Source organism: Streptomyces coerulescens, assembly GCF_042657965.1.
GTDB lineage: Bacteria > Actinomycetota > Actinomycetes > Streptomycetales > Streptomycetaceae > Streptomyces > Streptomyces coerulescens.
Map to the genome: position 1 here is coordinate 277,518 of NZ_JBHSKM010000016.1, position 25,058 is coordinate 302,575.

A 25,058-nucleotide genomic window follows, 5' to 3' on the forward strand; every position below is an offset into this window, starting at 1 on the left:
GTCGCCCTGGTCCCGGCCGGCTCAGGGGCCGCTACGAGTGGGCCACCACCTCGCCGGCCGTCACCTGGGGCGGGTGGGGAAGCAGCGCGGCCAGCCGGTCCCGTACGAAGTCCCGCGCCCTGTCGGTCGATTCCTCGGCGCCCGCCCGGTCCTGGAAGACACCCGTCGAGACCATCACCCCGCCCCCGGCATCGACCCAGTAGTAGGCCAGGAAACCCGGGACCTCGCGCAGGAGTGGCACGAACTCCTCGTTCACCCGGCGCCCCGCCTCAGCCGGATCGGTCACCTCTTCGTACCGCCTGACCACTGCGTACATGGCTGCACTCCTCCTGGATCGTGAGGCCCTGATCTGCGCAGACGGCGTACCCGTCACGGCCCGTGCGACCTGCGCGAGCCAGGCGTAAATCACCGGAAATGGGCTCAGCGGTGGTCCGAACGGGGGCGCACTCGTGCCAAGCCGGCGTGGGGGAGGGAGGGGGCGGGCGGACTGCTGCGGGCGCTGCTCGCCCGGTACGGCCGACTGGTCCCCCTCGCGCAGGTCACAGGCCGCGGCTCGTTCCCGGCGCCGACACCCCGCTGACACCTTCCGTGCTCTCGCGCAGGACCAGCCGATGCGCCACCACGAGGTCCTGAGGTGACCGCACGCCGGCCGATGAGGCGTCCGCCGAGGCGGATCCCGTGGCTTCGTCCATCCGGCGTTGCAGGAGTTCGACGGCGACCTGGGCGACCGCGCCCTTGTCGGGGGCGACGGTGCTGAGCGTGGGGACGCTGAAGCGTCCGGCCTCGACGTCGTCGAAGCCGACGACGGCGACGTCCTCGGGAACCCGGACGCCGTGCTCGTGCAGGGTGCGCAGCGCGCCCAGCGCCAACTGGTCGTTGAGGCACAGCAGCGCGTCGGGGCGGGCGCCCTCGCTCAGTGCGCGGGCCACCGCCTCGGCGCCGTCGGGCATGCGGAAGGACTCGACGGGCAGGAGGGCCGCCGGGTCGAAGGCGACGCCGGCTTCCGCGAGGGCGGCGCGGTAGCCACGGGTACGGGCCTCAGCCGTGCCCAGGCCCGCGTCGTCGCGTCCGCCGATGACCAGAATCGAGCGGCGGCCGAGGCCGAGCAGATGCTCGGTCGCCTCCCGTGCCGCCTTCTCGTTGTCGATGGCGACGTGGTCGGCGCCTTCCTCCAGCAGTTCGCCGATCAGCACCGTGGGCGGGGAACCCGCACGGTCGCGCAGGTCGTCGGGGGTGAGGGCGAGCGGGCTGAGGATGACTCCGTCGACGAAGCTGGAGCCGAACCCGGTCAGCGCCGCCAGCTCGTGATCGCGGTCCGCGCCGGTCTGGTGGATCAGCACCGTCAGGGAGCGCCGCTCCGCCTCGCGGATGACGTGCCGGGCGAGTTCGGCGAAGTACGGGACGTCCAGTTCGGGGATGACGAGGGCGATGATGCCGGTGCGGCCCTGGCGCAGATGGCGGCCGGCCAGGTTCACCTTGTAGCCGAGTTCCTCGATGGCATCGCGGACGGCGCGTCTGGTCCGGTCGGACACGTGGGTGTAGTCGTTGATGACGTTGGAGACCGTCTTCTCCGACACGCCCGCGAGCCGCGCGACGTCCTTGATCCTTGGCCGTGCCACCGGCAACCTCCCTGCCCCTCGGAGCTGCTGAGTTTATGTCCCGGCAGGTCGCGGATCGGCGGCCGGCCTTCCCGGCCCCTCGGGCCCTCGTTTTCCGGCCGCGCCCCCTGGCTCTTTACAGCCAATGTACATCGATGTAAAAACTAGCCATCGCATCGGCTCGACCGGTGCGCCCCCGCCTGACCCAGGCGGTGGATCACCATCCCCATGGGTGTTCCACCGTCGGTCCGGCATGCGTGTCCGGCCGTCGGAAGGTCCGCGATGTTCACCCGCTTCTCCGCCTCACCACCAACGCCCGCACCCGGTGCGGCACCTGGTCTCACCCGCCGCCGACTGCTGCGCGACGGCACGGCCGCCGCGGGTGCGCTGCTCGCCGCCGGCCCGCTGTCCGGCTGCGCCTCACCGGCTTCCGCCGACGCCTCGGCGCTCAGCGTCTGGGATCTGTTCCAGGGCGGCGACGGCATGCTGATGGACGACATGATCAAGGCCGTGTCCAAGGGCCCGCAGGGGTTCGAGGTCGAGCGGACGATCCTGGACTGGGGCCCGTCCTACTACACCAAGCTGGCCATGTCGGCCGCCGGCGGCCGCGCCTCCGACGTCGCGATCATGCACCTCTCCCGCCTGGCCGGATACGCGCCCGGCGGCCTCCTCGACCCCTTCGACCTGGACCTGCTCGCCGAATTCGGCGTCAGCCAGAAGGACTTCGCACCGGCCGTCTGGACGCGGACGCAGCACGAGGGGACCGTCTACGCGATCCCGCTCGACGTCCATCCCTTCATCGTGTTCTACGACAAGGAGGCCGCCGACAAGGCCGGTCTCCTCGACTCCTCCGGTGAACTGGCCCCGATGGGCTCCCCGGAGGCTCTGCTCGACGCGGGCAAGGCGCTCGCGAAGGCGACCGGGCAGAAGGGCATCCTGTTCGGCCACGTCACCGACACGGCCCAGACCTGGCGGCAGTTCGCCGCCTTCTACGCCCAGACCGGTGCCGCCTTCACCCTGCCGGACGGCGGCCCGCCGAAGATCGACGTCGACGCAGCCGTCCGCGTGGTCACCTTCATGCAGCAGCTGTTCGACGGCCGCACCAACCCCAACAACCTGGACTACAACGGCGCGATGGCCGGCTTCATCGGCGGACGCGGCGGCATGATCATGCTCGGTGAGTGGGAGCTGCCCACGCTGAAGAAGGCCGGAATCCCCCTCGGCGCCGCCCCGTTCCCGCAGATCTTCGACCGGCCCGGCGTCTACACGGACAGCCACAGCTTCGTCCTCCCGCATCAGGAGAACCCCGATCCGGCGAAGCGCCGTCAGGCCCACCGGTACGTCGCGGAGATGGTCAAGCAGAGCCTGACCTGGGCCAGTGCCGGTCACATCCCCGCCTATCAGCCCGTGCTGGCGGAACCGGAGTACGCCGCCCTCGACCCCCAGTCCTCCTACGCGGACGCCGGAGAGGTGGCGGTGCTCGACCCGCCGAACTGGTTCGCCGGGGCCGCCTCGAACTTCCAGAACCGGATGTGCCAGCCCCTGCAGGCGGCACTGCTGGGCAACACCTCCGCCGAGAAGGCGGTGCGCCAGATGGTCCGCGAGGCGGACACGCTGCTCCGGCAGCCCAACCCGGTGGCCTGACGAGCAGAAGGAGTGACCCACGTGACCACCACCGCACCCCCCGGTACCGACACCGTGACCGGCCCGGCCTCCGACCGCCCCGGCGGCTTGCGCCGTATCGGCCTGAAGGCCGGCCGGACCGCGCAGGGCCCCGGCCTCGTCTTCGTCGTACCGTTCCTGCTCGTCTTCGTCCTGTTTCTGGTGTGGCCCATCGTGCACGGGCTCTGGATGAGCTTCACCGACAGCTCACTCGCGCTGCGCGACACGGCCTTCGTCGGCTTCGACAACTACACCGAGGCGTTCGGCGACCCCGACGTCTGGAGCAGCCTCGGCAACACGGTCGTCTTCACTGCCATCTCCAGCGTCCCGCTGGTGCTGGTCGCGCTGGCGATGGCCCTGCTGGTGCACAGCGGCCTCGCCGGGCAGTGGGCGTGGCGACTGGCCTTCTTCGCCCCCTACCTGCTGCCCGTCACCGTGGTGACGCTCATCTGGACCTGGCTCTACCAGCCCGAACTCGGCTTCGCGAACCAGTTCCTCGACACCCTCGGCATGGCGCCCGTCGGCTGGCTCTCCGACGAATCCGTCGCGATGTGGTCGATCGCCGCCCTCACCGTCTGGTGGACGGTCGGCTTCAACTTCCTGCTCTACCTCGCCGCGCTCCAGTCCCTGCCCTCGACCTTCTACGAGGCGGCGGCCCTGGACGGCGCCGGAGCCTGGCGGCGCCTGTGGTCCATCACCCTGCCGCAACTGCGCCGGACCACCGCACTGGTCGCGATGCTGCAAGTCCTCGCCTCGCTCAAGGTGTTCGACCAGATCTACATCCTCACCAAGGGCGGCCCCAACGGCTCGACCCGCCCGGTCCTGGAATACGTCTACGACGTCGGCTTCACCGGCTACCGGCTCGGCTACGCCTCCGCCGTCTCCTACCTTTTCTTCGCCCTCGTCATCGTCGTCTCGCTCGTGCAACTGCGTCTCTTCCGCCAGGAGGACTGACCGTGTCCGCCACCGCAACACCCCTCCGCCCGCGGCGCCGTCCCCCCTTGGCAGCTGCCGAACCCTCTCTCGTCCTCGGCCACGGCCGGCTGCCGCGCGTCCTGGCCGGCACCGCGCTGGCCGTCCTGGCCGCCGTCTGGCTCCTGCCGTTCGTCTGGGCCGTCGCCACGTCCGTGCAGAGCGAGCAGGACGCGGCCTCGCCCGGCCTGTCCCCGATCAAGGGCGCCTTCACGACCGAGGCGTACCGGCAGATCCTGGAGCGCGGGAACGTCACCGTCTGGGCCTTCAACAGCTTCCTCATCGCCGGCCTGGTCACGCTGATCACGGTCGTCGTCTCCACGCTCGCCGCGTACGGCTTCTCGCGCGGCACCTTCCGCGGCCGCCGGACCCTGCTCGCCGTCACCGTCGCCGCGATCCTGGTCCCGCCGCAACTGCTCGTCGTCCCGCTCTTCGAGCAGATGCTGCTGTTCAACCTGGTGGACACCTACGCGGCGGTCATCCTGCCGCAGGTCGTCGCGCCCATGATGGTCTTCATCCTCAAGCGCTTCTTCGACGGCATCCCCCGGGAACTGGAGGACGCGGCCCGGATGGACGGGGCCTCCGAGTTCCGGGTGTTCCTGTCGATCGTGCTGCCGCTGTCGCGGCCGATCGTCGCCGCCGTCGCGATCTTCGTCTTCATCGGGGCGTGGAACAACTTCATGTGGCCGTTCATCGTCACCAACGACCCCGACCTGATGACGCTCCCCGTCGGCCTGGCCACCGTCAAGGACGCCTTCGGCATCCAGTACGCCCAGTCCATGGCGTCCGCGCTGCTGGCGGCGCTGCCACTGATCGTGGTGTTCCTCTTCTTCCAGCGCCGCATCGTCGACTCCGTCGCCACCACCGGCCTCGGCGGTTCCTGACCTCATCCCCTCGCCGTACCCACAGGCCGGCGGCCTCCCGCCGGCCCCCGATCGACTGGAGCATGTGTGCCCACCCCCTCCGTACCGCGCCCGGAGTATCCGCGACCGCAGTTCGTGCGACGCGACTGGCTCAACCTGAACGGCGCCTGGCAGTTCGAGACCGACCGAGGGGACAGCGGGCTCGAACGCGGCCTGCTCGGCCGCGAGCTGCGCGACCAGATACTCGTACCCTTCCCGCCCGAGTCCGAGCTCTCCGGCATCGGCGACACCGACTTCCTGGAGGCCGTCTGGTACCGGCGCGCCCTCACCCTGCCCGCCGACTGGGCCGGACGCCGCGTCCTGCTGCACTTCGGAGCCGTCGACCACGACACCACCGTGTGGGCCGACGGCAAGGAGGTCGCCCGGCACCGCGGCGGCTTCACCCCCTTCACCGCCGACCTCGGCGACATCGCGGGCGGCGGCGAGGACGTCGTCATCACCGTCCGGGCCCGCGACCCCAAGTCCGGCCCGCAGGCACGCGGCAAGCAGGCCGTCCAGTACGCCAACCACGACTGCAACTACACCCGCGTGACCGGCATCTGGCAGACCGTCTGGCTGGAGCCCGTCCCCGAGGCGCACCTGCGGCGCCCCCGCATCACCCCCGACCTCGCCGGCTCCGCCTTCCACCTCGAACTCCCGATCTCCGGCAACCGCCCAGGCCACCGGGTACGTGCCGTCCTCCGCGACGCCGACGGCGAGGTGAGTCGCGCCGAGGCACGCGCCGACCTGGACCTGGCCCCGCGCCTGCACCTGCCCGTCCCCGACGACCGGCGCCGCGAGTGGAGCCCCGAGGACCCGCACCTGTACGACCTGCGCCTGGAACTCCTCGACACGAACGGGCGGATCGTCGACACCGCCGAGAGCTACGCGGGTCTGCGCGCCGTAGGCCTGCGCGGCAAGGCCGTCCTGCTCAACGGACGCCCCGTCTTCCAGCGCCTCGTCCTGGACCAGGGCTGGTACCCGGACGGCCTGATGACCGCACCGACCGACGACGCCCTCGTGCGGGACATCGAGCTGGCCATGGCGGCCGGCTTCAACGGGGCCCGGCTTCACCAGAAGGTGTTCGAGGAGCGCTTCCTCTACCACGCCGACCGTCTCGGCTACCTGGTCTGGGGCGAGTTCGGCGACTGGGGCTGCGAGGTCGGCGGCTCCTCCGGTGACAACCAGCAGCCCGACGCCTCGTACGTCGCCCAGTGGCTGGAGGCCGTCGAACGGGACTACTCCCACCCCTCGATCATCGGCTGGTGCCCGCTCAACGAGACGTACCAGAAGCTCCACGACCGCATCACCCGGCTCGACGACGTCACCCGCGCGATGTTCCTGGCCACGAAGGCGATGGACACCACCCGCCCGGTGATCGACGCCTCCGGCTACGCGCACCGCGTCGCCGAGACCGACATCTACGACTCACATCACTACGAGCAGGACCCCGAAGCCTTCCGCGAGCTGATGTCGGGGCTGGCGAAGGACGCCCCGTTCGTCAACGCCCATGAGAGCGGCGCCCCCTACTCACTGCCGTACGGCGGACAGCCCTACTTCGTCAGCGAGTTCGGGGGCATCTGGTGGGACCCCGAGGCGGCCGCCGCCCAGTCCGGAGAGGACCGCACCGAGTCCTGGGGCTACGGCGAACGCGTCCGCGACGAGGAGGAGTTCCACGCCCGCTTCGCCGGCCTCACCGGCGTACTGCTCGACGACCGTGACATGTTCGGCTACTGCTACACCCAGCTGACCGACGTCTTCCAGGAACGCAACGGCGTCTACCGCTTCGACCGCGGCACCAAGCTCGACATCGACCGCATCCGTGCCGCACAGCAGCGCGCGGCGGCGATCGAGGAGCAGGACACGGACTGAGCTGCCTCACTTCAACTCCCTTTCGGGGTACGACGCATCGGTGCGCGGGGCGTCGAGCATGTCGCGGAACGCCGTGTTCATTCGTATGAGCGCGTCGTTCGCCGCCTCGGAGATCCCGGCGTACTTGAAGTAGCCGTGGGGGAGCGTCGGTTCCTCCGAGGCCAGGACCCGTACGCCCGACGCCCGCAGTCGCTCCGACAGGACGCGGGCGTCGTCGCGCAGCGGGTCCAGTCCGGCGCTGAAGAGCACGGTCGGCGGCAGCAGCGCGAGGTCCTCGGAGAGCACCGGGGCGAAACGTGGGTCCTGCCGCTGCGCCGGATCGGCCACATATGCGCCGATGAACCACTCGACGGCTCGGGAGGTCAGCCCGTACCCGTCCGCGAACTCGCTGCGCGAGGGCAACGCCGGGTCACCCGAGGCGAAGGGGCAGGCGAGCAGTTGCGCGACCGGCGCCGACGGTGAGGACGCGAGGGCGAGTGCGGCGCCGAGGGCGAGATTCGCTCCGGCGCTGCTGCCCGCGACGGCGATCCGGGTCGCCGAGGTGGTGAACAGCGCTCCCGCGTTCTCGTGCACCCAGCGGACGGCCTCCACAGCGTCCTCATGAGCACTCGGAAACCGGTGCTCGGGAGCCAGCCGGTACCGCACCGACACGACCGGCCGCTCCGTGACCTCGCGCAGCATCCGCGCCTGCCCGTCGTGCGAGTCCAGGTCTCCCTTGACGAAGCCGCCGCCGTGGAAGAAGACGATGACGCAGTCGTCGCGGGGGCCCTGGTAGAGGCGGACCGGGAGGGACCGGCCCTCGAGGTGAGCGACGGCATCGCGCACCGTCGCATCGGGGACCGGACGATCCGGTGAAGAGGCGCGCACGTCGGGTCCGACCTCGCTGTTGCCGAGTACTTCGGCGATGCGCGGATCGAGTGAGTGAGTGGGCATGGCAGGTGAAGGTGTCACGGGGCCAGGCATCCGGCGAGGAATCGCTGCACCGTCGGCAGCACGGCGAAGTGGTCGTGTGCCGTGTCCGGAACCGTGTCGAGGCGGGTGTCGATGCCGTGCTCTCGCCAGTTGGCGCGCAGAGCGGTGATGCGCTCGATGCGGTTGCTCCCGGCCGGGGCGGGACCACGGGCGTCGGGCGGTGCGAGTTCGGCGCTGCCGGTGTCGTGCGCACCGATCACCAGTTGGACGGGCACGTCACGCAGCGCGGTGGGGTCGACTTCGATCCCGAACTGTTCCTTGGCATCGGACGTGCCGTGCCACCAGGTCCTCGTCGGATCCAGAAGCGTGACCCGTCCGGGCGCGCCGACGGACAGGGAGGCCAGCCGGTCGGGGTGCAGATAGGCGAAGCGGTGCGCGAACTGGCCACCGCCGGAGAAGCCGTGCAGGTGGAAGCGGTCGGTCCGCACATGCCAGCGGGCGGCCGCCTCCTCGACCATGGCAAGGAGCGTCTCGTCGGCCCGGAACCCGGCAGGGGAGAGCAGCTTGTAACTGTCCACGTCATTGGGACCGTTGATGCCTGCGGGGAACAGCGGCACGAGCACGACGCAGTCCTGACGCTCGGCGAAGTCGGCGAAGGCGTTGCGCACGGTCTCGGCGCGACGCCGTGTTCCGTGGACGGCGATCACCAGGGGGCGGGGCGGACCGTCGGGACCATGGCCCCTGGGGACGTACAGGGAGTAGGAGAAACGCGGATCGCGGGCAAGTGCGAACTGCGCGGTGGGGCCGGTCAGGAAGGTCATGCCGGGGTGGCCGACGGGCAGGTCCCAGGGGGACAGCGGGCGTTCGGCGGTCACGAGGCGCGCTCCAGTTCTACGGGGAGGTCCATCAGCGGGGCGTACTGCTGGCCGGCGTAGCAATCGGCGTCGCGCAGGTCGCCCTGGACCTCGGGGCGGGGCAGGGAGACCTTCACGGCGAGGGCCAAGGGGTGGTTGACGAGGAGGATGTGCTCGGGGCGGACTCCGTAGAGGCGGGCGAAGAGATCCTTGTTCAGGAAACCGGTGGCGACGAGGGTGTCGTAGGCCGCCTGGTCATGGCACATGAAGTCGAAGGTCAGGGTGAAGGGGCCCGCGTTCTTGGAGCGGACCAGGGAACAGAAGTCCAGCAGGGTGGCCATGGCTCACACCTCTTCGGTGACGGTGCGGAACAGTTCGGTCGGGGTGACGCCGGTGACGACGTGGTTGAGGGTGAAGCGGTACAGCGGCCCCCGGTCCGTCTCGGGGGGAGAGAAGGGGTAGGCGAGCGTGGAGACCAGGCCGTCGTACTCCGGGATCGGCAGGTGGCTGCTCGCGTGGGCCACGAACGTCGCGACGGCGTGAGCGGTCGCCTGGTCCCGGGCGGTCACGGTGATGAGGACGCCGATCTCGCGGGGGCGCAGCGGCTCGGGTTCGGGTGCCGCGAGCACGGCTCCGTCGCCGTAGAGACGGAAGTCGATGTCCACGTCGGCGGGGTCGACGTCGCCGCCGAACACGTCGAGGATCTTGTCCGCGAAGTACTTCTTCGCGAAGGGCACCAGATCGGGCAGGTGCCGGATGACCACCTGATCGCGGACGCCGCCGACGATGACGGTCTGATGGCCGACGAGTTCGGCTCCTTCGAGCTTGTTCGTGTAGCCGTCCGCGGGGAGGAAGCGCGCCCCGCGCACCCGGACCGTCCGCTCGTCGACGGCCTCGTACGTGGCGTCGGAGGTGTCGAGGGTGCCGGACGGCTCGACGATGCGGAACGGGTCGGCGTTCTCGTACAGCGTGTGCGCCGCGACGGAACGGGGCGTGAGCCGGCTGCCCCCGGCGAGCGTGGTCACGTCGAAGTGGTCGTGACGCAGGTGCACCAGGAGCCCGTTGGCCGACGGCGGGACGGCGCAGGCGGCGCCGCACTCGATGGTCTTGGCCATGTGCCAGGTCAGCCCGGGGTCGGCGCCCCGCATATGGGGGACCGCGGCGAACAGGGCGGTGTCGCTGGCCCGGCCGGTGAGGATGACGTCGCAGCCGGAGCGCAGCGCCTCCTCGATCGGCTCCACGCCCATCATGGCGACGGTGTGACTGCGCGCGAACAACTCCCGTTCGATGTCGGGCGCGTGGGGCAGCGGCGCGATCCGGCCGGCGTCGAAAAGGCCCTCCAGCCGCTCGGGGGGCTGGTCGGAGTAGATCAGCCCCATGGTGAAGTGCAGGTTCTCGGCCTCGGCGATGTCGCGCACGAGTCCTGCGACCCGGTCGACGCCGACGTCCCGTCCGCCGGTGCCGCAGGACCCGATGATCAGGGGTATCCCGAGCTCGGACCGGGCCCTGAGCAGCAGGCGCAGATCGCGGGAGACGGCCCGGTCGGAGAGCTTGGGCGTGCCGGAGCCGAGGGCCGCCGGTCCGGAGTCGGTCGACCCGGCGTCGCAGGCGATGACGTGGGGTCTGGCCGCGACGCCGCGTCGGAACGCTCCGGCGTCGAAGCCGGCGCCGAGGGCTCCGGTCGGAGCGAGGATGCGGAGCTCCATGAATGTCTCTGTTTCCTGTGAGATGGGGCGTGGTCGGGGCAGGTCAGGCGGCCGGCGTGACGCGGCGCGCCAGCCTGGTGAAGACGGCGAAGGTGATCGCGGCGAACAAGGCACCGTCGAGGAACATGAACCGCCACCCAGTCACATCGACCGTGAATCCGAGCAGCGCCGGGCCGAGGGCCGCGCCGGTCGACGAGGCGACCGTGTACAGGCCGGTGTAGGTGCCCACGACATGCCGGCTGGGGGCGAGATCCCACAGCGCGACCAGGGCGTTCACGGCGAAGGTCGCGTACCCGATCGAGGTGATGACGAGCGAGACGACCGTGCCCGGCACGGTGGGGGAGGCGAAGCCGGTGAGCAGGCCGACGACGAACAGGCCGACGCCGTGACGAATGGCGCGCACTTGACCCAGCCGGGACGAGGCGTAGGCGAGGGGGACGACGCACACCAGGAAGGCGACGGCGCCGGGCAGCGCGAGCCCGCCCGCCGCGCCGCGGGACAGGCCGAGGGTCTCCGTGCCGTACGGCGTCATCAGCGCTCGCAGGGCGGACCACATGCCGGCGAAGCAGAAGATGCCGAGCATGAGCAGCGCGCGTGCGCGGGAGGGGTCGCGCACCATGTCCTTGACGACGGCCCAGGGCGACGAGAAGTCGGTCGGCTCGTCCTCTGCCTTCGCCTCAGTCACGGAGGTGGTGTGCCGGCGGCCCAGGAACCTCCACGAGGTGGTGAGGAGCACCAGCATGAGCACGGGCGGAAGCGCGAACGCCAGGGTGATGCTGCGGTCGACGACGAGCAGGCTGATCAGGGCCGACACGACGATGGTGAGACTGACCCCCGCCTTCACGAAGCCCTGGGCCTTGCCCCGGTGCGCGGGGGAGAGGTAGTCGGAGACCAGCGTCTCGGTGACGCCCTTGAACGCGTTGGCCGTGGCCGCGAACGCGACGATGCAGAGCATCAACGTGGGCAGACCGCCGGTCCACGGGATCAGCGCGAAGGGCACCGAGGCCAGCGCCGCACCGGTGAGGACGATTCCCCAGCGGCCCCTGCCCTCACGAGCGCGCCGGTCGGACACGAAGCCCGTCCACGGCTGGATGAGGACGCCGAGCAGGTTGTCCATCCCCATGATGAGCCCGACCAGGCCCGCGGAGGCGAGGTACTGGCGCAGTTCGGCGGGGACTTGGGCGTCGTAGAAGTTCCAGACCGACTCCTGGGCGAAGACCGCGAGGGTCACCCACAGAACGGTGCTCGCGCTCATCCGGCCCGGTGAGGTGGCGGCGTTCCGGAGTGCGTGCGGTTGTGCGATCTCGGGCATGGGGCGGCTCCTTTGCCATATGCCATAGCAAGCGCGATGGGCGGAAGCCCGGTGCGCCTGGGTAAGCGGCTCTGCTATTTGCTATAGCTTGATGAAGGCGGACGGCTCCCGCGTGAGCGGCAGTCGCCCGGCTCTCAGGCCGGGAAACGCCCTGAGATCAGTGAGTCGCTGGAAGCGGCGCTGTGGGTGCTCATCAGCTCCGCCGCCCGGTCCCCGTCGCCGGCGGCGATGGCGTCGTAGATGGCCCGGTGTTGGCGGTACCGCTCCTCAACCGCGCCGCGTCGGTCGCCGCCGATTTCCGCGAGGACCGCACTGCGACGCTCGTCCGCGCCGAAGGCGTCGACCATGTGCAGCATCTGGAGCAGCGTCGAGTTGCCGCTCGCCCGGTCGACGAGGGTGTGGAACGTCCGCATGCAGTGCAGGACCTCCTCGATGAGCTCCCGCTCCTCGGCGCTGCCCGGTTCGATCCCCTCCGACCGGCCGCGCAGGCTGTCCGCCTTGTCGAGCAGCGCGCGCATCTCCCGCCGCTGGGCCGCCGTCGACTTCTCGGCGGCCAGCCGGGCGGCCAGCGAACGCAGGGAGTCCCCGATCATGGTGAACTCGCGCAGTTCCTCCTCCGCGAACTTGGCGATGCGCACCGAGCGCGGGCCGGTCCGCTCGACCAGCCGGTCCTGCTCCAGACGCCGCAGCGCCTCGCGCACCGGCGTCGCGCTGATGTCCAGCGACTCGGCGAGACCCCGCTCGGTCACCTTCTGGCCCCGTTCGAGGCCCCCGGAGATGATCGCCTCGCGGATCGCGGTGTACGCCTGATCGCCGAGTGTCGCGGACGCCGTGAGCTGCGGTAGCTGTCCCATGTGCAGCACCGTATTTGCTACAGCATTATTTCTCAAGGGGACTCAAGGGGAGCAGCAGGCGCGCGGGCCTCCCTTCTCGGCCTCGACGATGATGCGATCGAGGCCGAGAAGCGAGGCTCGGCCGATACACCGTCCCGCCGCTACGGCAGGCTGCCGGTCGCGAAGTATGCCCGGCACACCGTGCCCTCGAAGTCCGTGGCGATCTGGAGGAGACGCCTGCCGTCCGCCGAGGGAAGCAGTGGTGAGCTGTAGTTCTGGCAGTAGTTCACTTCCGGGTTCGGCACGGTCACCGGTGCGGCGGTCGCGGTCCAGGCGCCGCTGCCGTTCCGTGAGTTGGTGAGAATCGTGCGCCCGCTGCCCGCGGCGGGCGTGCCGTCCCGGTTGAGCAGGCGCTGCCCGATCAGCAGGATCCGCCCGTCGGTGCCGCCGCCCGGCGTGGGCGCCCAGGCGATGGTCGGAGCGGCGCGGAAGTACCTGCCGTCGGCCGTCTCGGGACGGATGCCGAGGTTGGCGGGATCACCCCAGTTCCAGCCGTCGGCGGATGTCCGGTAGTGCACGACGCACTGGTACTGGCCGCCGGGATTGCAGATCTCGTAGCTCATGAAGTACGTGCCGTTCGGCAGCCGTCGCACCACCGGCATGCCGGGCCGGTCGGGCGCCCAGGTACTGGCCACGGTGTTGTGGTGGCCCTCCCAGCGCACCCCGTCGTAACTCCGCGCGGCGACCAGCTTCTGGCTGTGCGCGGCGTCGGTCTCGTCGGCGTAATGGCAGACCAGGGCGCCGTCGGCGGCCACGGAGAACTCCGGTTCCCACAGCCCGCCCGTACCGCTCGCGACGGCGCAGGACGACAGGTACGACCAGGTGCGGCCCACGTCGTTGCTCCGCCAGATCCGTAGCGCCATACGGCGGTTCTGCTCGTCCTGGCCGACGGAGGCGGCCCACAGCAGGGTGCCGGCCGGCAGCGCGCCCACCTGCCGGGGGAGTTCGAACAGGGTGGAACAGCACAGTCCCTGTCCCGCCGCGGACTCGGGGTCGGCGACTCTGCCGACCTCGCGGAAGGTCGCCCCGGAGTCCGTGCTCTCGTGGATGGCTCCGATGCCGTTGTTGCCGTCGAAGGTGACGACACTCGCGAGCACGCGCCCGTTGGCCGCACCGTTGTGGGCGAGTCGGATGGCCCGTGGATACAGGCCCGTTCCGGCCCGCAGCGGGGTTCCGGTGGCCTTGAGGGACGGGGTCCTTTCAGGGGTCGCCGTCGAGGGCGCCGCAGCCGGCGCGTCGGCGGGCATGGGCGAGGCGGCGACGGGGATGACCGGCAGCAGGCTCAGTACGCCGGCCAGGGCGAGCGCGAGGACTCGATGCCGTCCGAGGGCATGCCGAAGGCGCAGGATCACCATGGTGTTCCTTCCGGGTGGGGAGATGCGCGTCAGGCTAGAGCGGAATGTACATCGATGTAAACGGGCGGAACGGAAGCCTTTTCGCGAAGGCCGACCGGCCTCGGTACAGCCGTGGAAGACCTGACCCGCTCGGGAGAAGGCGCTCCTCGCTATGTGAGCCCGTGAGGCTCGTGACGCTGATTCACCCGCCGCGGGAGCCGGGCGGCGAGGAAGTCGATGAGTCTGCTCACCCGTTGCGGAACGTGCGCGTCGTCCTCTGTCAGGGCGTAGATGTCCGCGGCCGGCGTCGGTACGTCCGGCAGCACATGGACGAGCTCTCCCCGGTCGAGGTGCGGCCCGACATGCCACTGTGAACGCATGATGATGCCCCGCCCCTCCAGCGCCCACCCGGTCACCACGTCACCGTCGTTGCTGGACAGGCTGCCGCGGACCCGGATGTGCCGGGTGCCGGCCGTGTCCCCGAACCGCCACAGCGCGAAGTCGCTCTCGTTCTCGCGCAGCACGATGCAGTCGTGACCGGCCAGGTCCTCGATGCTCGTGGGCGTGCCGTGCCGGGCGAGATACGACGGCGCCGCGCACGGCACCCGCCGGTTCTGGGCGAGCCGGCGCATACGCAGCGACGAGTCGAGCGGCGCGCCCACATGGACGGCCACGTCGAACTCGCGTCGATGGGGCCGCAGCGGGAGCGCCGAAGTCTGGAGCCGGACGTGCAGATCCGGGTGGGCCTGCGCGAACTCGCCCAGCAGCGGGGCGATGTGCGTACGCCCGAGGCCGAGCGTGGCCTCGACGGTCAGGGAGCCCCGCAGCCCTCCGGACCGGTCGGTGATCGAGTCCTCCAGCTCGCGCACCTGGTCCAGGATCGTCGCCACCCGTGCCGCGTACAGCTCGCCTTCCGAGGTCAGCACGAGCCGCCGGGCACCACGCTGGACGAGCCGCACATCGAGCCGGCGCTCCAGCGCGCTGAGGCGCTTGCTGACGACGGGCAGGGAGCACCCGAGTTCCTGTGACGCGGCCGTGAGGGTCTCGCTCGACGCGACGACCTGGAAGAACTCCAAATCGTCGAGGGGGGAGCGGTTCTTGCTGCCCGGCTGCCCGGAACGGCGGAGGTTTTCCACCAGCGAAAGCCTACCTTGCCGTCAACGGCCTTGTTGCGGGCATCGCAGCTGGCCAGGGTTGTCCCCAGGTCGCAGACGGGCCGGAAGACCCGTACCGCGACGAGCGTCCCGCCATCGCCGGTCGACGCCCTCGCCCTTCGCCTGTGCTTCGTCCGCTGAGGAGAGAGATTTCGTGCCGCAGAGCTACCGCATCGCAGCGATTCCCGGTGACGGGATCGGCCGCGAGGTCGTCCCCGAGGGCCTGAGAAGCCTGCACGCAGCCGCCGAGGTGCACGGATTCGCCCTCGACGTCACCGAGTTCGACTTCGCCGGCGCCGACTACTGGCTGCGCCACGGCACGATGCTCCCCGAGGACTGGCGGGACGTCCTCGGGGGCTTCGACGCGATCTTCTTCGGCGCGGTCGGCCGGCCCGACGTCGTCCCCGACCATGTCTCGCTGTGGGGCAGCCTGCTGCAGTTCCGGCGGGGATTCGACCAGTACGTCAACCTCCGCCCGGTCCGGCTGCTGCGCGGCGTGCGCAGCCCCCTGCGCGATCACCGGCCCGGTGACATCGACTTCTACGTGGTCCGTGAGAACACCGAGGGGGAGTACTCCAGCATCGGCGGCCGGATCTTCGAGGGCACCGAGCGTGAGACGGTCCTCCAGGAGACCGTCATGACACGGACCGGCGTCGACCGGGTGCTGCGCTACGCCTTCGAACTCGCCGCCGCCCGCCCCCGCAAGCACCTCACCTGGGCGACGAAGAGCAACGGCATCTCGATCTCCATGCCCTACTGGGACGAGCGCGCGGCCGAGATGGCGGAGCGGTACCCGGACGTGACCGCCGACAAGGACCACATCGACATCCTGGCCGCCAAGTTCGTGCTCCAGCCGGGCCGCTACGACGTGGTCGTCGCGAGCAACCTCTTCGGCGACATCCTGTCCGATCTCGGGCCCGCCTGCACCGGCACGATCGGCATCGCCCCGAGCGCCAACATCAACCCCGACCGCACGTTCCCCAGCCTGTTCGAACCCGTCCACGGCTCGGCGCCGGACATCGCGGGCCTCGGCATCGCCAACCCGGTCGGCCAGATCTGGAGCGGCGCGATGATGCTGGACCATCTCGGCGAGCACGAGGCGGCGGCACATGTCGTCGCCGCCATCGAGACCGTCCTCGACGAACAGCCCGGCGCGGTCACCCCCGACCTCGGCGGCACGGGGACCACCGTCGGGCTGGGCAAGGCCATCGCCGCCGAGATCGCGGCAGGGACAGGGCGCGTCGGCGCCGGGCGGGCGGGACGACCCTCATGACGACGACGCCGGCAGGACAGCGCTCAAGAACCCGGAGCATCACGTTCCTGGTCGCTCTTGCCGTGTTCGCGCAGGAGTCGACCTGGAACTTCTACGAATCCCAGGTCCCGCCCCTGCTGCGGGAGCACATCGGCAGCGCGGCCGTCGTAGGTGTGCTGATGGGCATGGACAACCTGCTGGGCATCTTCGTCCAGCCCTGGATCGGCAACCGCTCGGACCGCACCCGCACCGCCTGGGGCCGCCGTATCCCGTATCTGGTCGTCGGCATGCCGATCGCCGCCGCGCTGTTCGTCGTCATCCCGCACACGGCGGCGTCCCTGCCGCTGCTGATCGCGGTGATGTTCGCCTACGCGCTGGTGGCCAACACCTTCAAACCCATCGCCGAGGCCCTGGTCCCCGACTTCATCGCGCCCGAGCGACGCGGCCGTGCCAACGCCGTGGTCAAGATCGCGACCAGCCTCACGGCGATCGTCGCGGCCCTGATCAGCATCTTCCTCGTCGACGACCACCTGAACATCGCCTTCGCGATCCCCGCGGCCATCATGGCGGTGTCCATCGTCGTGCTGGGAACGACCGTGCGTGACAGCCGGTCCCCGGCCTACCAGGAGGTGCTGGCCGAGAGCGCCGCGGAACCCGCCGACAGCCGGGCGCCGCGAGTCCGCGACACCTTCGTCGAGATCATCAAGGACCGGGACCGCAGCAGGCTCCTGCTCCTTGCCGCGATCCTGCTCTTCGGCAGCGCCTGGGCCGCGTCCCGTTCACTGATCACGCCGTACGGCATGGAGGCCCTCGACATGTCCCGCGGCGACGCCGGCGGCCTCACCCTGCCGAGCGGTGTCGCGTTCATCCTGGCCGCCTATCCGGCCGCGCTGCTCGCCGAGCGCTACGGACGGCTGCGCGCCATCGCCGGGGGCATGTCCGTCTTCGCCGGTGCCATGCTGCTCGGCACGCTCCTCCAGACACCGACCGGCACCACGATCGCCTTCTGCATCGCGGCCGCCGGCGCGAGCAGCTTCCTCGTCAACGCCGTCGTCGTCCTGTGGAATCTCGCCCCCTCGGCAAGGGTCTTCGGGACGTACGCCGGTATGTACACGGTGAGCTGGGCGGGCGGAGGCTTTCTGGGACCGGCGCTGGTCGGAGGAATGGTGGACCTCAACGGGTGGTCCCTGATGCTCGTCGACATCGCCGTGGTCGCCCTACTGGCCATCATCGTGATCGCCAGGATCGGCACCCTGCGGCGGCGGTCCCCCCTGACGCCCGCCAAGTGACCGGCCGGCCGCGCAGCACAACGGCTGGACCGGCCGCTCAGCACAACAGCCAGAAACGAGGACCGTGTGCCCCGCATCCTGATCACCACCGACTACCTGCGCCCCGGCGACGAAGTCGACCGCCGCCTGCGCTCCCACGGCCACACCACCGTCCACTCACCCCTGGTCGGCCGCCGCGACCCCGAACAACTCGTCGCCGCCCTCGACGGCATCGACGCGGCACTCGTCGCGAACGAGCCCCTCACAGCCGACGTCCTCTCCCGGGCGACCCGGCTGCGGGCCGTCGTACGGACCGGCGTCGGCTACGACTCCATCGATGTCGCCGCCGCGGGCAGGCTCGGCATCACGGTGAGCAACCTGCCCGGCATCAACGCCAACGCCGTGGCCGAGTACACCCTCGGCCTGCTGCTCGCCGCCGCGCGCGGACTGGTACGGAGCGCGACGGGCGTCGCCGCCGGCAACTGGCCCAGGGAGGACGGCCACGAGCTGCGCGGGTCGACCCTCGGCCTGCTCGGATACGGCGCTGCGGCCCGGGCCGTCGTACCACTGGCGCGGGCGTTCGGGATGCGGGTGCTGTGCACGACGGGCGTGCCGGAGAACGAGCGGACGGATCCGTTCGTGCGCTTCGTCGAGTTGCCCGAACTGCTGGCGGAGTCCGACTACGTCTCGCTGCACACCGCGCTGACCGAGCGTACGCGGAGCCTCCTCGACGCCTGCGCTTTCCGCCTGATGAAGCCGACGGCGGTGCTGATCAACACCGCGCGTGGCGCCCTCGTGGACGAGCAGGCCCTCGCCGACGCCGTACGCACCGGGCAGATCGCCGGCGCGGCACTCGACGTCGTGAGTGAGGAGCCCCTCTCAACCAGCAGTCCGTTGAGGGGCGTCGAGGGAATCGTCGTCTACTCCCACCTCGCAGGACAGACCGCTGAGGCCCGGGCGGCCACGGGCCTCGAGGGGGCGGCCGAGGTGATCGCCGCACTGGCAGGGCATCCGCGATTCGCGGTGAACGCCCACCTGCTGCCGAGCACTTCCGCAGGCGCCAAGACCAACTGACGGGACCCACGGCCAAGCGGCCCCGACCAGACCGACTGACAAGACCCACCGACACGGAACGAGGAACATGGACAACGAACCGGCCGACTTCATCAAGGTCCTGGCGCCGACCGGCATGCTCGGAGCCGGGTTCCCCGAGGCCACGATCGAGCGTGGCCTGCGCCTGGGCGCCGACGTGATCTCCGTCGACGGCGGCAGCACCGACTCCGGGCCCTACTATCTCGGCGCGTCCCAGCCCAAGACCACCCGCGCCGCGGTCGCCCGTGACCTGCGCATCCTGCTGAAAGCGGCAGCACTTGCCGACATACCGCTGATCGTGGGTTCCTGCGGCACCAGCGGCACCGACCACGGCGTCGACTGGGTCGCGGGCATGGTCGCCGACATCCAGGCCGACGAGGGACTGAACCTGCCGGTTGCGCGGATCTACAGCGAGCAGGACACCGCCGACCTCAAGGAGCGCCTGGACGCCGGACGGATCCACGCGCTGCCTCCCGCGGAAGAACTGCGGCCCGAGACACTCGAAAGCTGCACGCACGTCGTGGGCGTCATGGGGCATGAGCCGATCGTCGCCGCGCTGGAGGCCGGCGCCCGAGTCGTGCTCGCCGGGCGCGCCACCGACACCGCCATCGCCGCCGCCTACCCCCTCATGAAGGGGATGCCGCCCGGGCCGTCGTGGCACGCCGCCAAGATCATCGAATGCGGTGGGCAGTGCACGACCGACCCACGAGCCGGTGGCGTGCTGGCCACCATCGACGCCAACGGGTTCACCATCGAGCCGCTCGCCACGACCGCCGCCTGCACACCGAACCTCGTCGCCGCGCACATGCTCTACGAGACCGCGAATCCGTTCGTCATGCGTGAGCCCGACGGCACGTTGGACGTCAGCGAGGCCACGTACACCGCCGTGGACGAGAGAACCGTGCGCGTTGAGGGCTCGCGGTTCCACGTCGCCGACCAGCACACCATCAAGCTCGAAGGTGCCCGGATCACCGGCTACGAGACGATGTCCTTCACCGCGATCCGGGATCCGCACATCCTCGGCGCCATCGAGGACTGGGCCGCTCTCCTGCGCATGATGATCAAGGAGCGGGTGGAGCAGACGATCGGTCTGATCGAGGATCAGTACGCCTTCGACGTCCGCCTCTACGGCTACAACGCCGTACTGGGGGACCTCGACCCCGCGGTGGGCGCGCCCCGTGAGGTAGGGGTCATGCTTCTGGTCAACGCGCCGGACCAGGCCACCGCGACCGCCGTCGCGAAGATCGCCAACCCGCTGATGCTCCACTTGCCGACACCCGACATGAACTACCTGCCGAGCCTCGCGTTCGCCACTTCGCCGGCCGAGATCGAGCGCGGTGCCGCATATGAGTTCGTGCTGCATCACGTCGTCGACAGCGTCACCCCCACCGACATGTTCCGCACCGCTTTCGAGGAGGTCACGCGACGTGACTGAGGCCAACCCCACCACTCTTGCGGATCTCGCCCACGAGATCCGGTCCAAGAACGCGGGCCCGTTCTGGGTGACGATGGAGCTGTTCATGCGTGACGCGGACGGCTATCGCATCGCCGCCGACGAATCGTTCCTCAATGAGGAAACCGTCGCCGGGCTCTACGGCGTCACCGCGTCCGGGATCCAGATGTTCCGAATCCCGTCGCTGAATGTCGTCAAGATCTCCTTCCCGCGCCCCGTCGGCCAGGCATCCCTGTTCGACCGTGACATCCACTCGGGTCAACACCACGTGCCGCTGGCCGTGTTGCCCGTGCCGAGCACCGGCACCACGGAATCCGCGCCCGCGCGCTGAGTGAACCGGGATACGCCTGCCTTGCCGCAGTCGCCCGTCCCGGGTCTGGCGGCTACCCCTTCCGGGCGAGTCCGCCGTGTTCGGCGACGACCTCCGGGGCAGGCGAACCTGACTCCGGACGCCACTGCGTCACCGGGACGACGCCGGGATCGACGAGTTCCAGGCCGTCGAAGAACGTGGTGATCTCGTCGACGGTGCGCAGGTTGTACGGGACGGCGCCGCTGCTGTTGTAGGCGTCCTGGGCCTGCTCGAAGACCGGGTCGATGCCCAGTGACCCGTCGTTGACGGAGAGGTAGCTGCCCGCCGGTAGGGCGCCCATCAGCCGGGTGACGATGGCTCGGGCCTGACCGTGGTCCGAGATGTGGCCCAGGATGTTGCTGAGGACGAGCGCGGTGGGGTGACTGAAGTCCAGTGTCTCGGCGGCGGCTTCGAGGATGCGGTCGGGGTCGGTGACGTCGGCGTCGACGTAGGCGGTCGCGCCTTCCCGGGTGGAGTAGAGCAGGGCGCGCGCGTGGGCGAGGACCATCGGATCGTTGTCGACGTAGACGATCCGTGCCTCGGGCGCGAGCCGTTGGGCGACCTCGTGCGTGTTCTGGGCCGTGGGGAGGCCGGTCCCGATGTCCAGGAACTGCCGGATGCCCGCCTCGGAGACGAGATACGTGATGTTGCGACGCAGGAAGGCGCGGCTGGAGCGGGCGATGGTGACGATGCCGGGGAAAACCGCGGTGTAGGCGTCGCCGGCCTCCTCGTCGACACGGTAGTTGTCCTTGCCGCCTAGCCAGTAGTTCCAGATGCGGGCGGAGTGCGGAATCGACGCGTCGATCCTTGGATTCGCCGGCTCCGGCACTGCCGTGGGGTCACTCATGGGTCGCATCCGTCCTTCAGCCGCGGCATGGATCATTCACCGCCCAACCTATGCCCCAACGCCCGCTGCCGGTATGGAAGTTGGTAATCTTCGTCGGCGATTCATCGGCTACCGATTGATGCCGTAGAGGCGGCTGAGCTCCCGTTCAATTCCTGATGCGGGATTCCGAGGAGAGGGCCGAAGTTACCCGTAGGTTTCTCGTGACTTATTTCACGACTCTGAGTAGAACTCGTTTCCATTGTGTGCAATGGAAGGGGATCTACGTGGACGCAAGACCACCCAGCACGCAGGAAGGAAAACGCCTTTCCCGTCGTCGCTTCATTGGTAGAACGAGTTCTATTCTAGGTGCCGCGGCACTGGGTGCAATCGACCTTCCGCACGCCGCCGCGCTCCCGCAGCAAGCAGAGCTGATCGAACCCGGCGCACAGGTCACCGCACTCGTCATAGGCACCGGATACGGAGGTTCCGTCACAGCGCTACGACTCGCCCAGGCCGGCGTCGACGTCCACATGGTGGAAATGGGCATGGCCTGGGACACCCCGGGAACGGACGGCAAGATCTTCGCCAACACCACCACCCCCGACTACCGCTCCTTCTGGCTCCGCACCCGGACCAAGCAGCCCCTGAGCAACTTCCTCGGGTTCCCGCTCGACCGGGACGTGCCGCGCTACACGGGCATCCTGGACGCCGAGGAGATGGGCGGCATCGTGGTGTACCAGGGACGGGGTGTCGGCGGCGGCTCCCTCGTCAACGGCGGCATGGCGGTGACCCCCGAACGCAGCCGCTTCCCGGCGGTGCTCCCGTCCGTCGACGCGGACGAGATGTACGACGTCTACTACCCGCGGGCCAACAGCACCCTCGGCGTCGCCACCATCGACCCGGCCTGGTTCGAGACGACGGAGGCCTACAAGTACGCGCGCGTCGGCCGCAAACACGCCGGGCGCTCCGGTTTCCGCTTCATGTTCGTCCCCAACGTCTACGACTGGGACTACATGAAGCAGGAGGCCACGGGAGCGGTGACCAAGTCGGCGCTGGCCGGCGAGATCCTGTACGGCAACAACCACGGCAAGAAGTCCCTGCCGAAGACCTATCTCGCGCAGGCCCGCGCGACCGGGCGGGTCGGCATCTCACCCCTGCACAGGGTCACCGGGGTGACGCCGGCCACCGGCGGCTACTCCGTGACCATCGAGCAGCTCGACACGAGCGGAGCCGTCACCGCCACCAAGACCGTACGGGCGCAACGGGTGTTCTTCGCCGCGGGCAGCGTCGGCACCAGCAAGCTTCTGGTCCGCCTGAAGGCGACGGGCGCACTGCCCGGCCTCAACAACGAGGTCGGCAACGGATGGGGCGAGAACGGCAACGTCATGTGCGGCCGGGCCAATCACCTGTGGGACCCGACCGGAGCCCTCCAGTCGTCGATCCCGACGGCCGGCATCGACAACTGGGCGGCGGGTGGCGCGTTCGCCGAGGTGGCGCCGCTGCCGACCGGAATCGAGACCTGGGCCTCGTTCTACCTGTCCATCACCAAGAATCCGCACCGCGCCCGGTTCACCTGGAACGCGGCGGCGGGGAAGGTGGACCTGGACTGGCAGACCGCGTGGAAACAGCCGTCGATCACCATGGCGAAATCGATCTTCGACAAGATCAACGCCACCGAGGGAACCATCTACCGGACCGACCTGTTCGGCACCTACAAGATCTGGGGCGACCACCTCACGTACCACCCGCTCGGTGGAGCCGTCCTCGACAAGGCCACGGACAACTACGGTCGCCTGCACGGCCATCCGGGCCTGTACGTGATGGACGGGGCACTGATCCCCGGCAACGTCAGCGTCAACCCCTTCGTCACCATCACCGCGCTCGCCGAGCGCAACATCGAGAAGATCATCGCCGAGGACTTCTGACCGTCGGCACCTCGCGTCGGTGCGCCGCGATGACCACTGTGGGCCGTGGCCGAAACGCCCCGGCCCGCAGCCCTAGCCGCACCTCATCAGGAACCCTGTGCCGACGGCAGCACACACACGCTGTCGAGCCCCAGCACATGATTGAGACGGCCGAACGCCAGCCATGAGCCGATGCTCATGCTCAACTCCACGATCTCCGCCTGGCTGTAGTGCGCCTTCATCCGCTCCCAGAACTCGTCGTCCAGGTGGTGATGGTCCACCGCGTAGCGCTCCGCGTACTCGGCGGCGAGACGTGTGCGTACGTCGAAGGAGTCCGTCGTGCGCCACTGTGTGACCGCGTCCAGGAATCCCTCCTCGACCTTCTCGCCGTCGCGTTCGGTTCGCCAGTCCAGGCAGAACAGGCATCCGTTGATCTGCGCGATGCGCAGGCGGGCCGCCTCGAACTCGCGCAGCCCGAGGGTCGTGTACTGATAGACGGACAGGGAGAAATTGCTGGCCGCCTGGCCGATCTGGGGCACCAGGTCGCCCCAGACGTACGGGATGGGCTCCGCACCTGGTGGGATGTCGATCTGCATGATCACTTCTTTCCCAGTCTGCCCACCGCGGGGCGCAGCGGGACGTCGAGTGCGTCGTAGAGGCCCGGTCCGGCCTCGACGAGGAAGTCGATGGCGTTCACCAGACGGCCGGCCGCCGTCGCGTTGCCGCCGGCGGCCCTGTTCTCGCCCTCGTCCGTGGCCTCGACCGTGACCTCGATACGGGGGTGTCCTTCGATGATCACGCGGTGCGCGCCCGCTCCGCCGTCCGGCGGTGCCGGCCAGTCCGGGGCGCAGGTGGCGTGAATCCGGGTGATGTGCTCGACGATGATGCGGGGTTCGCCCGCCACCACACCCTGCACCTCGAGCCGTACCGCTCCCTGGGTGCCGGCCGCGAACTCGCCCATCGAGCCGGTGACGACGGAGGTTTCGAGGGGGCGGCGTTCCAAGGTCTCCTCGATGCCGTCCAGTTCGACGCCGAGGGCCCGTGCCATCATCCGCAGCTGTCCGCCCCAGATCATGGTGGGGATGCCTTCGGCCAGCATCAGCGGCTGGTAGTCCAGCGGATGTCCCATACCGATCAGGTCGCGTACTGCTTCCTCCTGGTCGTACGTCGAGTAGTCGAAGATCTCCTGGCACCGGACGGCGTCGATGTCCGACCCCAGTCCGCTGACCAGCAGCGGGAGCACGTCGTTGGCCCAACCGGGGTCCACGCCCGACACGAACAGCGAGCCGCCCCCGGAGCGCGCGGCCCCGGCCAGCACGTCGCGGATGTCGTCGGGGGCGTTCGTGCAGTCGTACATGCCGTACACGGACGGAGTGACGACCACCGCGCCGGCGCGGAGCGCGCGGGCGATGTCCTCGATCGCGCCGTCCGGACGGACGTCACCGGACGCCGCGTACACGACCGCGCGGGGGCCGGTGGACAGAACCGCGTCCACGTCGTCCGTCGCCGCCACCCCCAACCGCCGTCCGAGAGCGCCGAGTTCACCCGCGTCCCTGCCGACCTTGGCGGGACTCGACACCAGCACGGCCACAAGGCTGAGCATCGGATGCGCCGCGACAGCCCGGATGGCCGCACGCCCGACGTTGCCTGTGCCCCAAACCACCGTGGGAATCATGGGCGGAGGGTAACGATGCACCCCAAAACTTCCCATAGGCGTGCAGGAGGAATGCCCACCGGCGTTCG

The 25,058-nt window shown here is 69.8% G+C and carries 23 protein-coding genes; 10 read left to right on the forward strand and 13 right to left on the reverse strand.

The features are described 5' to 3' along the window. Nucleotides 1–31: 31 nt before the first annotated feature. Entirely contained in the window at nt 32–316 is a 285-nt protein-coding gene (locus ACFPQ9_RS22710; protein WP_380856057.1) for a hypothetical protein, read from the reverse strand. 223 nt (nt 317–539) lie between these two features. Next, nucleotides 540–1,619: a LacI family DNA-binding transcriptional regulator gene (locus tag ACFPQ9_RS22715; protein ID WP_380856060.1), complete on the reverse strand. Its 1,080-nt coding sequence runs from the start codon at nt 1,617–1,619 to the stop codon at nt 540–542. Between the two features lie 261 nt (nt 1,620–1,880). On the opposite strand from ACFPQ9_RS22715, the gene ACFPQ9_RS22720 reads away from it, so the two are divergent. The 4 genes from ACFPQ9_RS22720 to ACFPQ9_RS22735 all read left to right on the forward strand — a co-directional run bounded on the left by ACFPQ9_RS22720 (nt 1,881) and on the right by ACFPQ9_RS22735 (nt 7,006). Next, the gene (locus ACFPQ9_RS22720; RefSeq protein ID WP_380856063.1) at nt 1,881–3,242 is read left to right on the forward strand and encodes an extracellular solute-binding protein; all 1,362 of its coding nucleotides are present in this window, start codon (nt 1,881–1,883) and stop codon (nt 3,240–3,242) included. Between the two features lie 21 nt (nt 3,243–3,263). Next, nucleotides 3,264–4,214, forward strand: coding sequence for a carbohydrate ABC transporter permease (locus ACFPQ9_RS22725; protein ID WP_380856066.1), 951 nt, complete (start codon nt 3,264–3,266; stop codon nt 4,212–4,214). Between the two features lie 2 nt (nt 4,215–4,216). Further along, a complete protein-coding gene (locus tag ACFPQ9_RS22730) occupies nt 4,217–5,116 on the forward strand; it encodes a carbohydrate ABC transporter permease (protein WP_380856069.1) in 900 nt (299 codons plus the stop codon). A gap of 66 nt (nt 5,117–5,182) precedes the next feature. Continuing rightward, complete coding sequence (locus tag ACFPQ9_RS22735; protein ID WP_380856072.1) at nt 5,183–7,006, forward strand: glycoside hydrolase family 2 protein; 1,824 nt, start codon at nt 5,183–5,185, stop codon at nt 7,004–7,006. A gap of 6 nt (nt 7,007–7,012) precedes the next feature. On the opposite strand, the gene ACFPQ9_RS22740 is transcribed toward ACFPQ9_RS22735, so the two are convergent. The 8 genes from ACFPQ9_RS22740 to ACFPQ9_RS22775 form a co-directional block, all read right to left on the reverse strand. Continuing rightward, on the reverse strand, nt 7,013–7,939 hold the full coding sequence (locus tag ACFPQ9_RS22740) for an alpha/beta hydrolase (RefSeq protein WP_380856075.1): 927 nt from the start codon (nt 7,937–7,939) through the stop codon (nt 7,013–7,015). Between the two features lie 14 nt (nt 7,940–7,953). Continuing rightward, nucleotides 7,954–8,793 carry an alpha/beta hydrolase family protein gene (locus ACFPQ9_RS22745; RefSeq protein WP_380856078.1) on the reverse strand — a complete coding sequence of 280 codons (840 nt, stop codon included), beginning with the start codon at nt 8,791–8,793 and terminating at the stop codon, nt 7,954–7,956. After that, on the reverse strand, nt 8,790–9,113 hold the full coding sequence (locus ACFPQ9_RS22750) for a DUF4387 domain-containing protein (protein ID WP_380856081.1): 324 nt from the start codon (nt 9,111–9,113) through the stop codon (nt 8,790–8,792). The genes ACFPQ9_RS22745 and ACFPQ9_RS22750 overlap by 4 nt, the downstream gene beginning before the upstream one ends. Nucleotides 9,114–9,116: 3 nt before the next feature. Then, entirely contained in the window at nt 9,117–10,478 is a 1,362-nt protein-coding gene (locus ACFPQ9_RS22755) for an acyclic terpene utilization AtuA family protein (protein ID WP_380856084.1), read from the reverse strand. Between the two features lie 43 nt (nt 10,479–10,521). Beyond that, the gene (locus ACFPQ9_RS22760) at nt 10,522–11,790 is read right to left on the reverse strand and encodes an MFS transporter (protein WP_380856086.1); all 1,269 of its coding nucleotides are present in this window, start codon (nt 11,788–11,790) and stop codon (nt 10,522–10,524) included. Nucleotides 11,791–11,924: 134 nt separating this feature from the next. After that, complete coding sequence (locus ACFPQ9_RS22765) at nt 11,925–12,644, reverse strand: GntR family transcriptional regulator (protein WP_380856088.1); 720 nt, start codon at nt 12,642–12,644, stop codon at nt 11,925–11,927. A 140-nt stretch (nt 12,645–12,784) separates the two neighbouring features. Next, nucleotides 12,785–14,038, reverse strand: a complete 1,254-nt coding sequence (locus ACFPQ9_RS22770) for an exo-alpha-sialidase (RefSeq protein WP_380856090.1) — start codon at nt 14,036–14,038, stop codon at nt 12,785–12,787. Nucleotides 14,039–14,187: 149 nt separating this feature from the next. Beyond that, nucleotides 14,188–15,153: a LysR substrate-binding domain-containing protein gene (locus ACFPQ9_RS22775; RefSeq protein WP_380856093.1), complete on the reverse strand. Its 966-nt coding sequence runs from the start codon at nt 15,151–15,153 to the stop codon at nt 14,188–14,190. Between the two features lie 172 nt (nt 15,154–15,325). Here ACFPQ9_RS22775 and ACFPQ9_RS22780 point away from each other — a divergent pair, with 172 nt between their 5' ends. The 5 genes from ACFPQ9_RS22780 to ACFPQ9_RS22800 all read left to right on the forward strand — a co-directional run bounded on the left by ACFPQ9_RS22780 (nt 15,326) and on the right by ACFPQ9_RS22800 (nt 20,567). Then, the gene (locus ACFPQ9_RS22780; RefSeq protein ID WP_380856096.1) at nt 15,326–16,444 is read left to right on the forward strand and encodes a tartrate dehydrogenase; all 1,119 of its coding nucleotides are present in this window, start codon (nt 15,326–15,328) and stop codon (nt 16,442–16,444) included. Further along, the gene (locus ACFPQ9_RS22785; RefSeq protein WP_380856099.1) at nt 16,441–17,712 is read left to right on the forward strand and encodes an MFS transporter; all 1,272 of its coding nucleotides are present in this window, start codon (nt 16,441–16,443) and stop codon (nt 17,710–17,712) included. The genes ACFPQ9_RS22780 and ACFPQ9_RS22785 overlap by 4 nt, the downstream gene beginning before the upstream one ends. 66 nt (nt 17,713–17,778) lie before the next feature. Continuing rightward, the gene (locus ACFPQ9_RS22790; RefSeq protein WP_380856102.1) at nt 17,779–18,765 is read left to right on the forward strand and encodes a phosphoglycerate dehydrogenase; all 987 of its coding nucleotides are present in this window, start codon (nt 17,779–17,781) and stop codon (nt 18,763–18,765) included. Between the two features lie 67 nt (nt 18,766–18,832). Next, nucleotides 18,833–20,218: an acyclic terpene utilization AtuA family protein gene (locus ACFPQ9_RS22795; protein WP_380856105.1), complete on the forward strand. Its 1,386-nt coding sequence runs from the start codon at nt 18,833–18,835 to the stop codon at nt 20,216–20,218. Next, a complete protein-coding gene (locus ACFPQ9_RS22800; protein ID WP_380856108.1) occupies nt 20,211–20,567 on the forward strand; it encodes a DUF4387 domain-containing protein in 357 nt (118 codons plus the stop codon). The genes ACFPQ9_RS22795 and ACFPQ9_RS22800 overlap by 8 nt, the downstream gene beginning before the upstream one ends. A 52-nt stretch (nt 20,568–20,619) precedes the next feature. On the opposite strand, the gene ACFPQ9_RS22805 is transcribed toward ACFPQ9_RS22800, so the two are convergent. Next, a complete protein-coding gene (locus ACFPQ9_RS22805) occupies nt 20,620–21,432 on the reverse strand; it encodes an SAM-dependent methyltransferase (RefSeq protein WP_380856111.1) in 813 nt (270 codons plus the stop codon). Nucleotides 21,433–21,695: 263 nt separating this feature from the next. Between ACFPQ9_RS22805 and ACFPQ9_RS22810 the strand changes: the two genes are divergently transcribed. Continuing rightward, a complete protein-coding gene (locus tag ACFPQ9_RS22810) occupies nt 21,696–23,336 on the forward strand; it encodes a GMC oxidoreductase (protein WP_465269583.1) in 1,641 nt (546 codons plus the stop codon). Between the two features lie 86 nt (nt 23,337–23,422). On the opposite strand, the gene ACFPQ9_RS22815 is transcribed toward ACFPQ9_RS22810, so the two are convergent. Beyond that, nucleotides 23,423–23,911 carry a carboxymuconolactone decarboxylase family protein gene (locus ACFPQ9_RS22815; protein WP_380856117.1) on the reverse strand — a complete coding sequence of 163 codons (489 nt, stop codon included), beginning with the start codon at nt 23,909–23,911 and terminating at the stop codon, nt 23,423–23,425. A 2-nt stretch (nt 23,912–23,913) separates the two neighbouring features. Further along, a complete protein-coding gene (locus tag ACFPQ9_RS22820; protein WP_380856120.1) occupies nt 23,914–24,990 on the reverse strand; it encodes an NAD(P)H-dependent amine dehydrogenase family protein in 1,077 nt (358 codons plus the stop codon). Nucleotides 24,991–25,058: the final 68 nt, after the last annotated feature.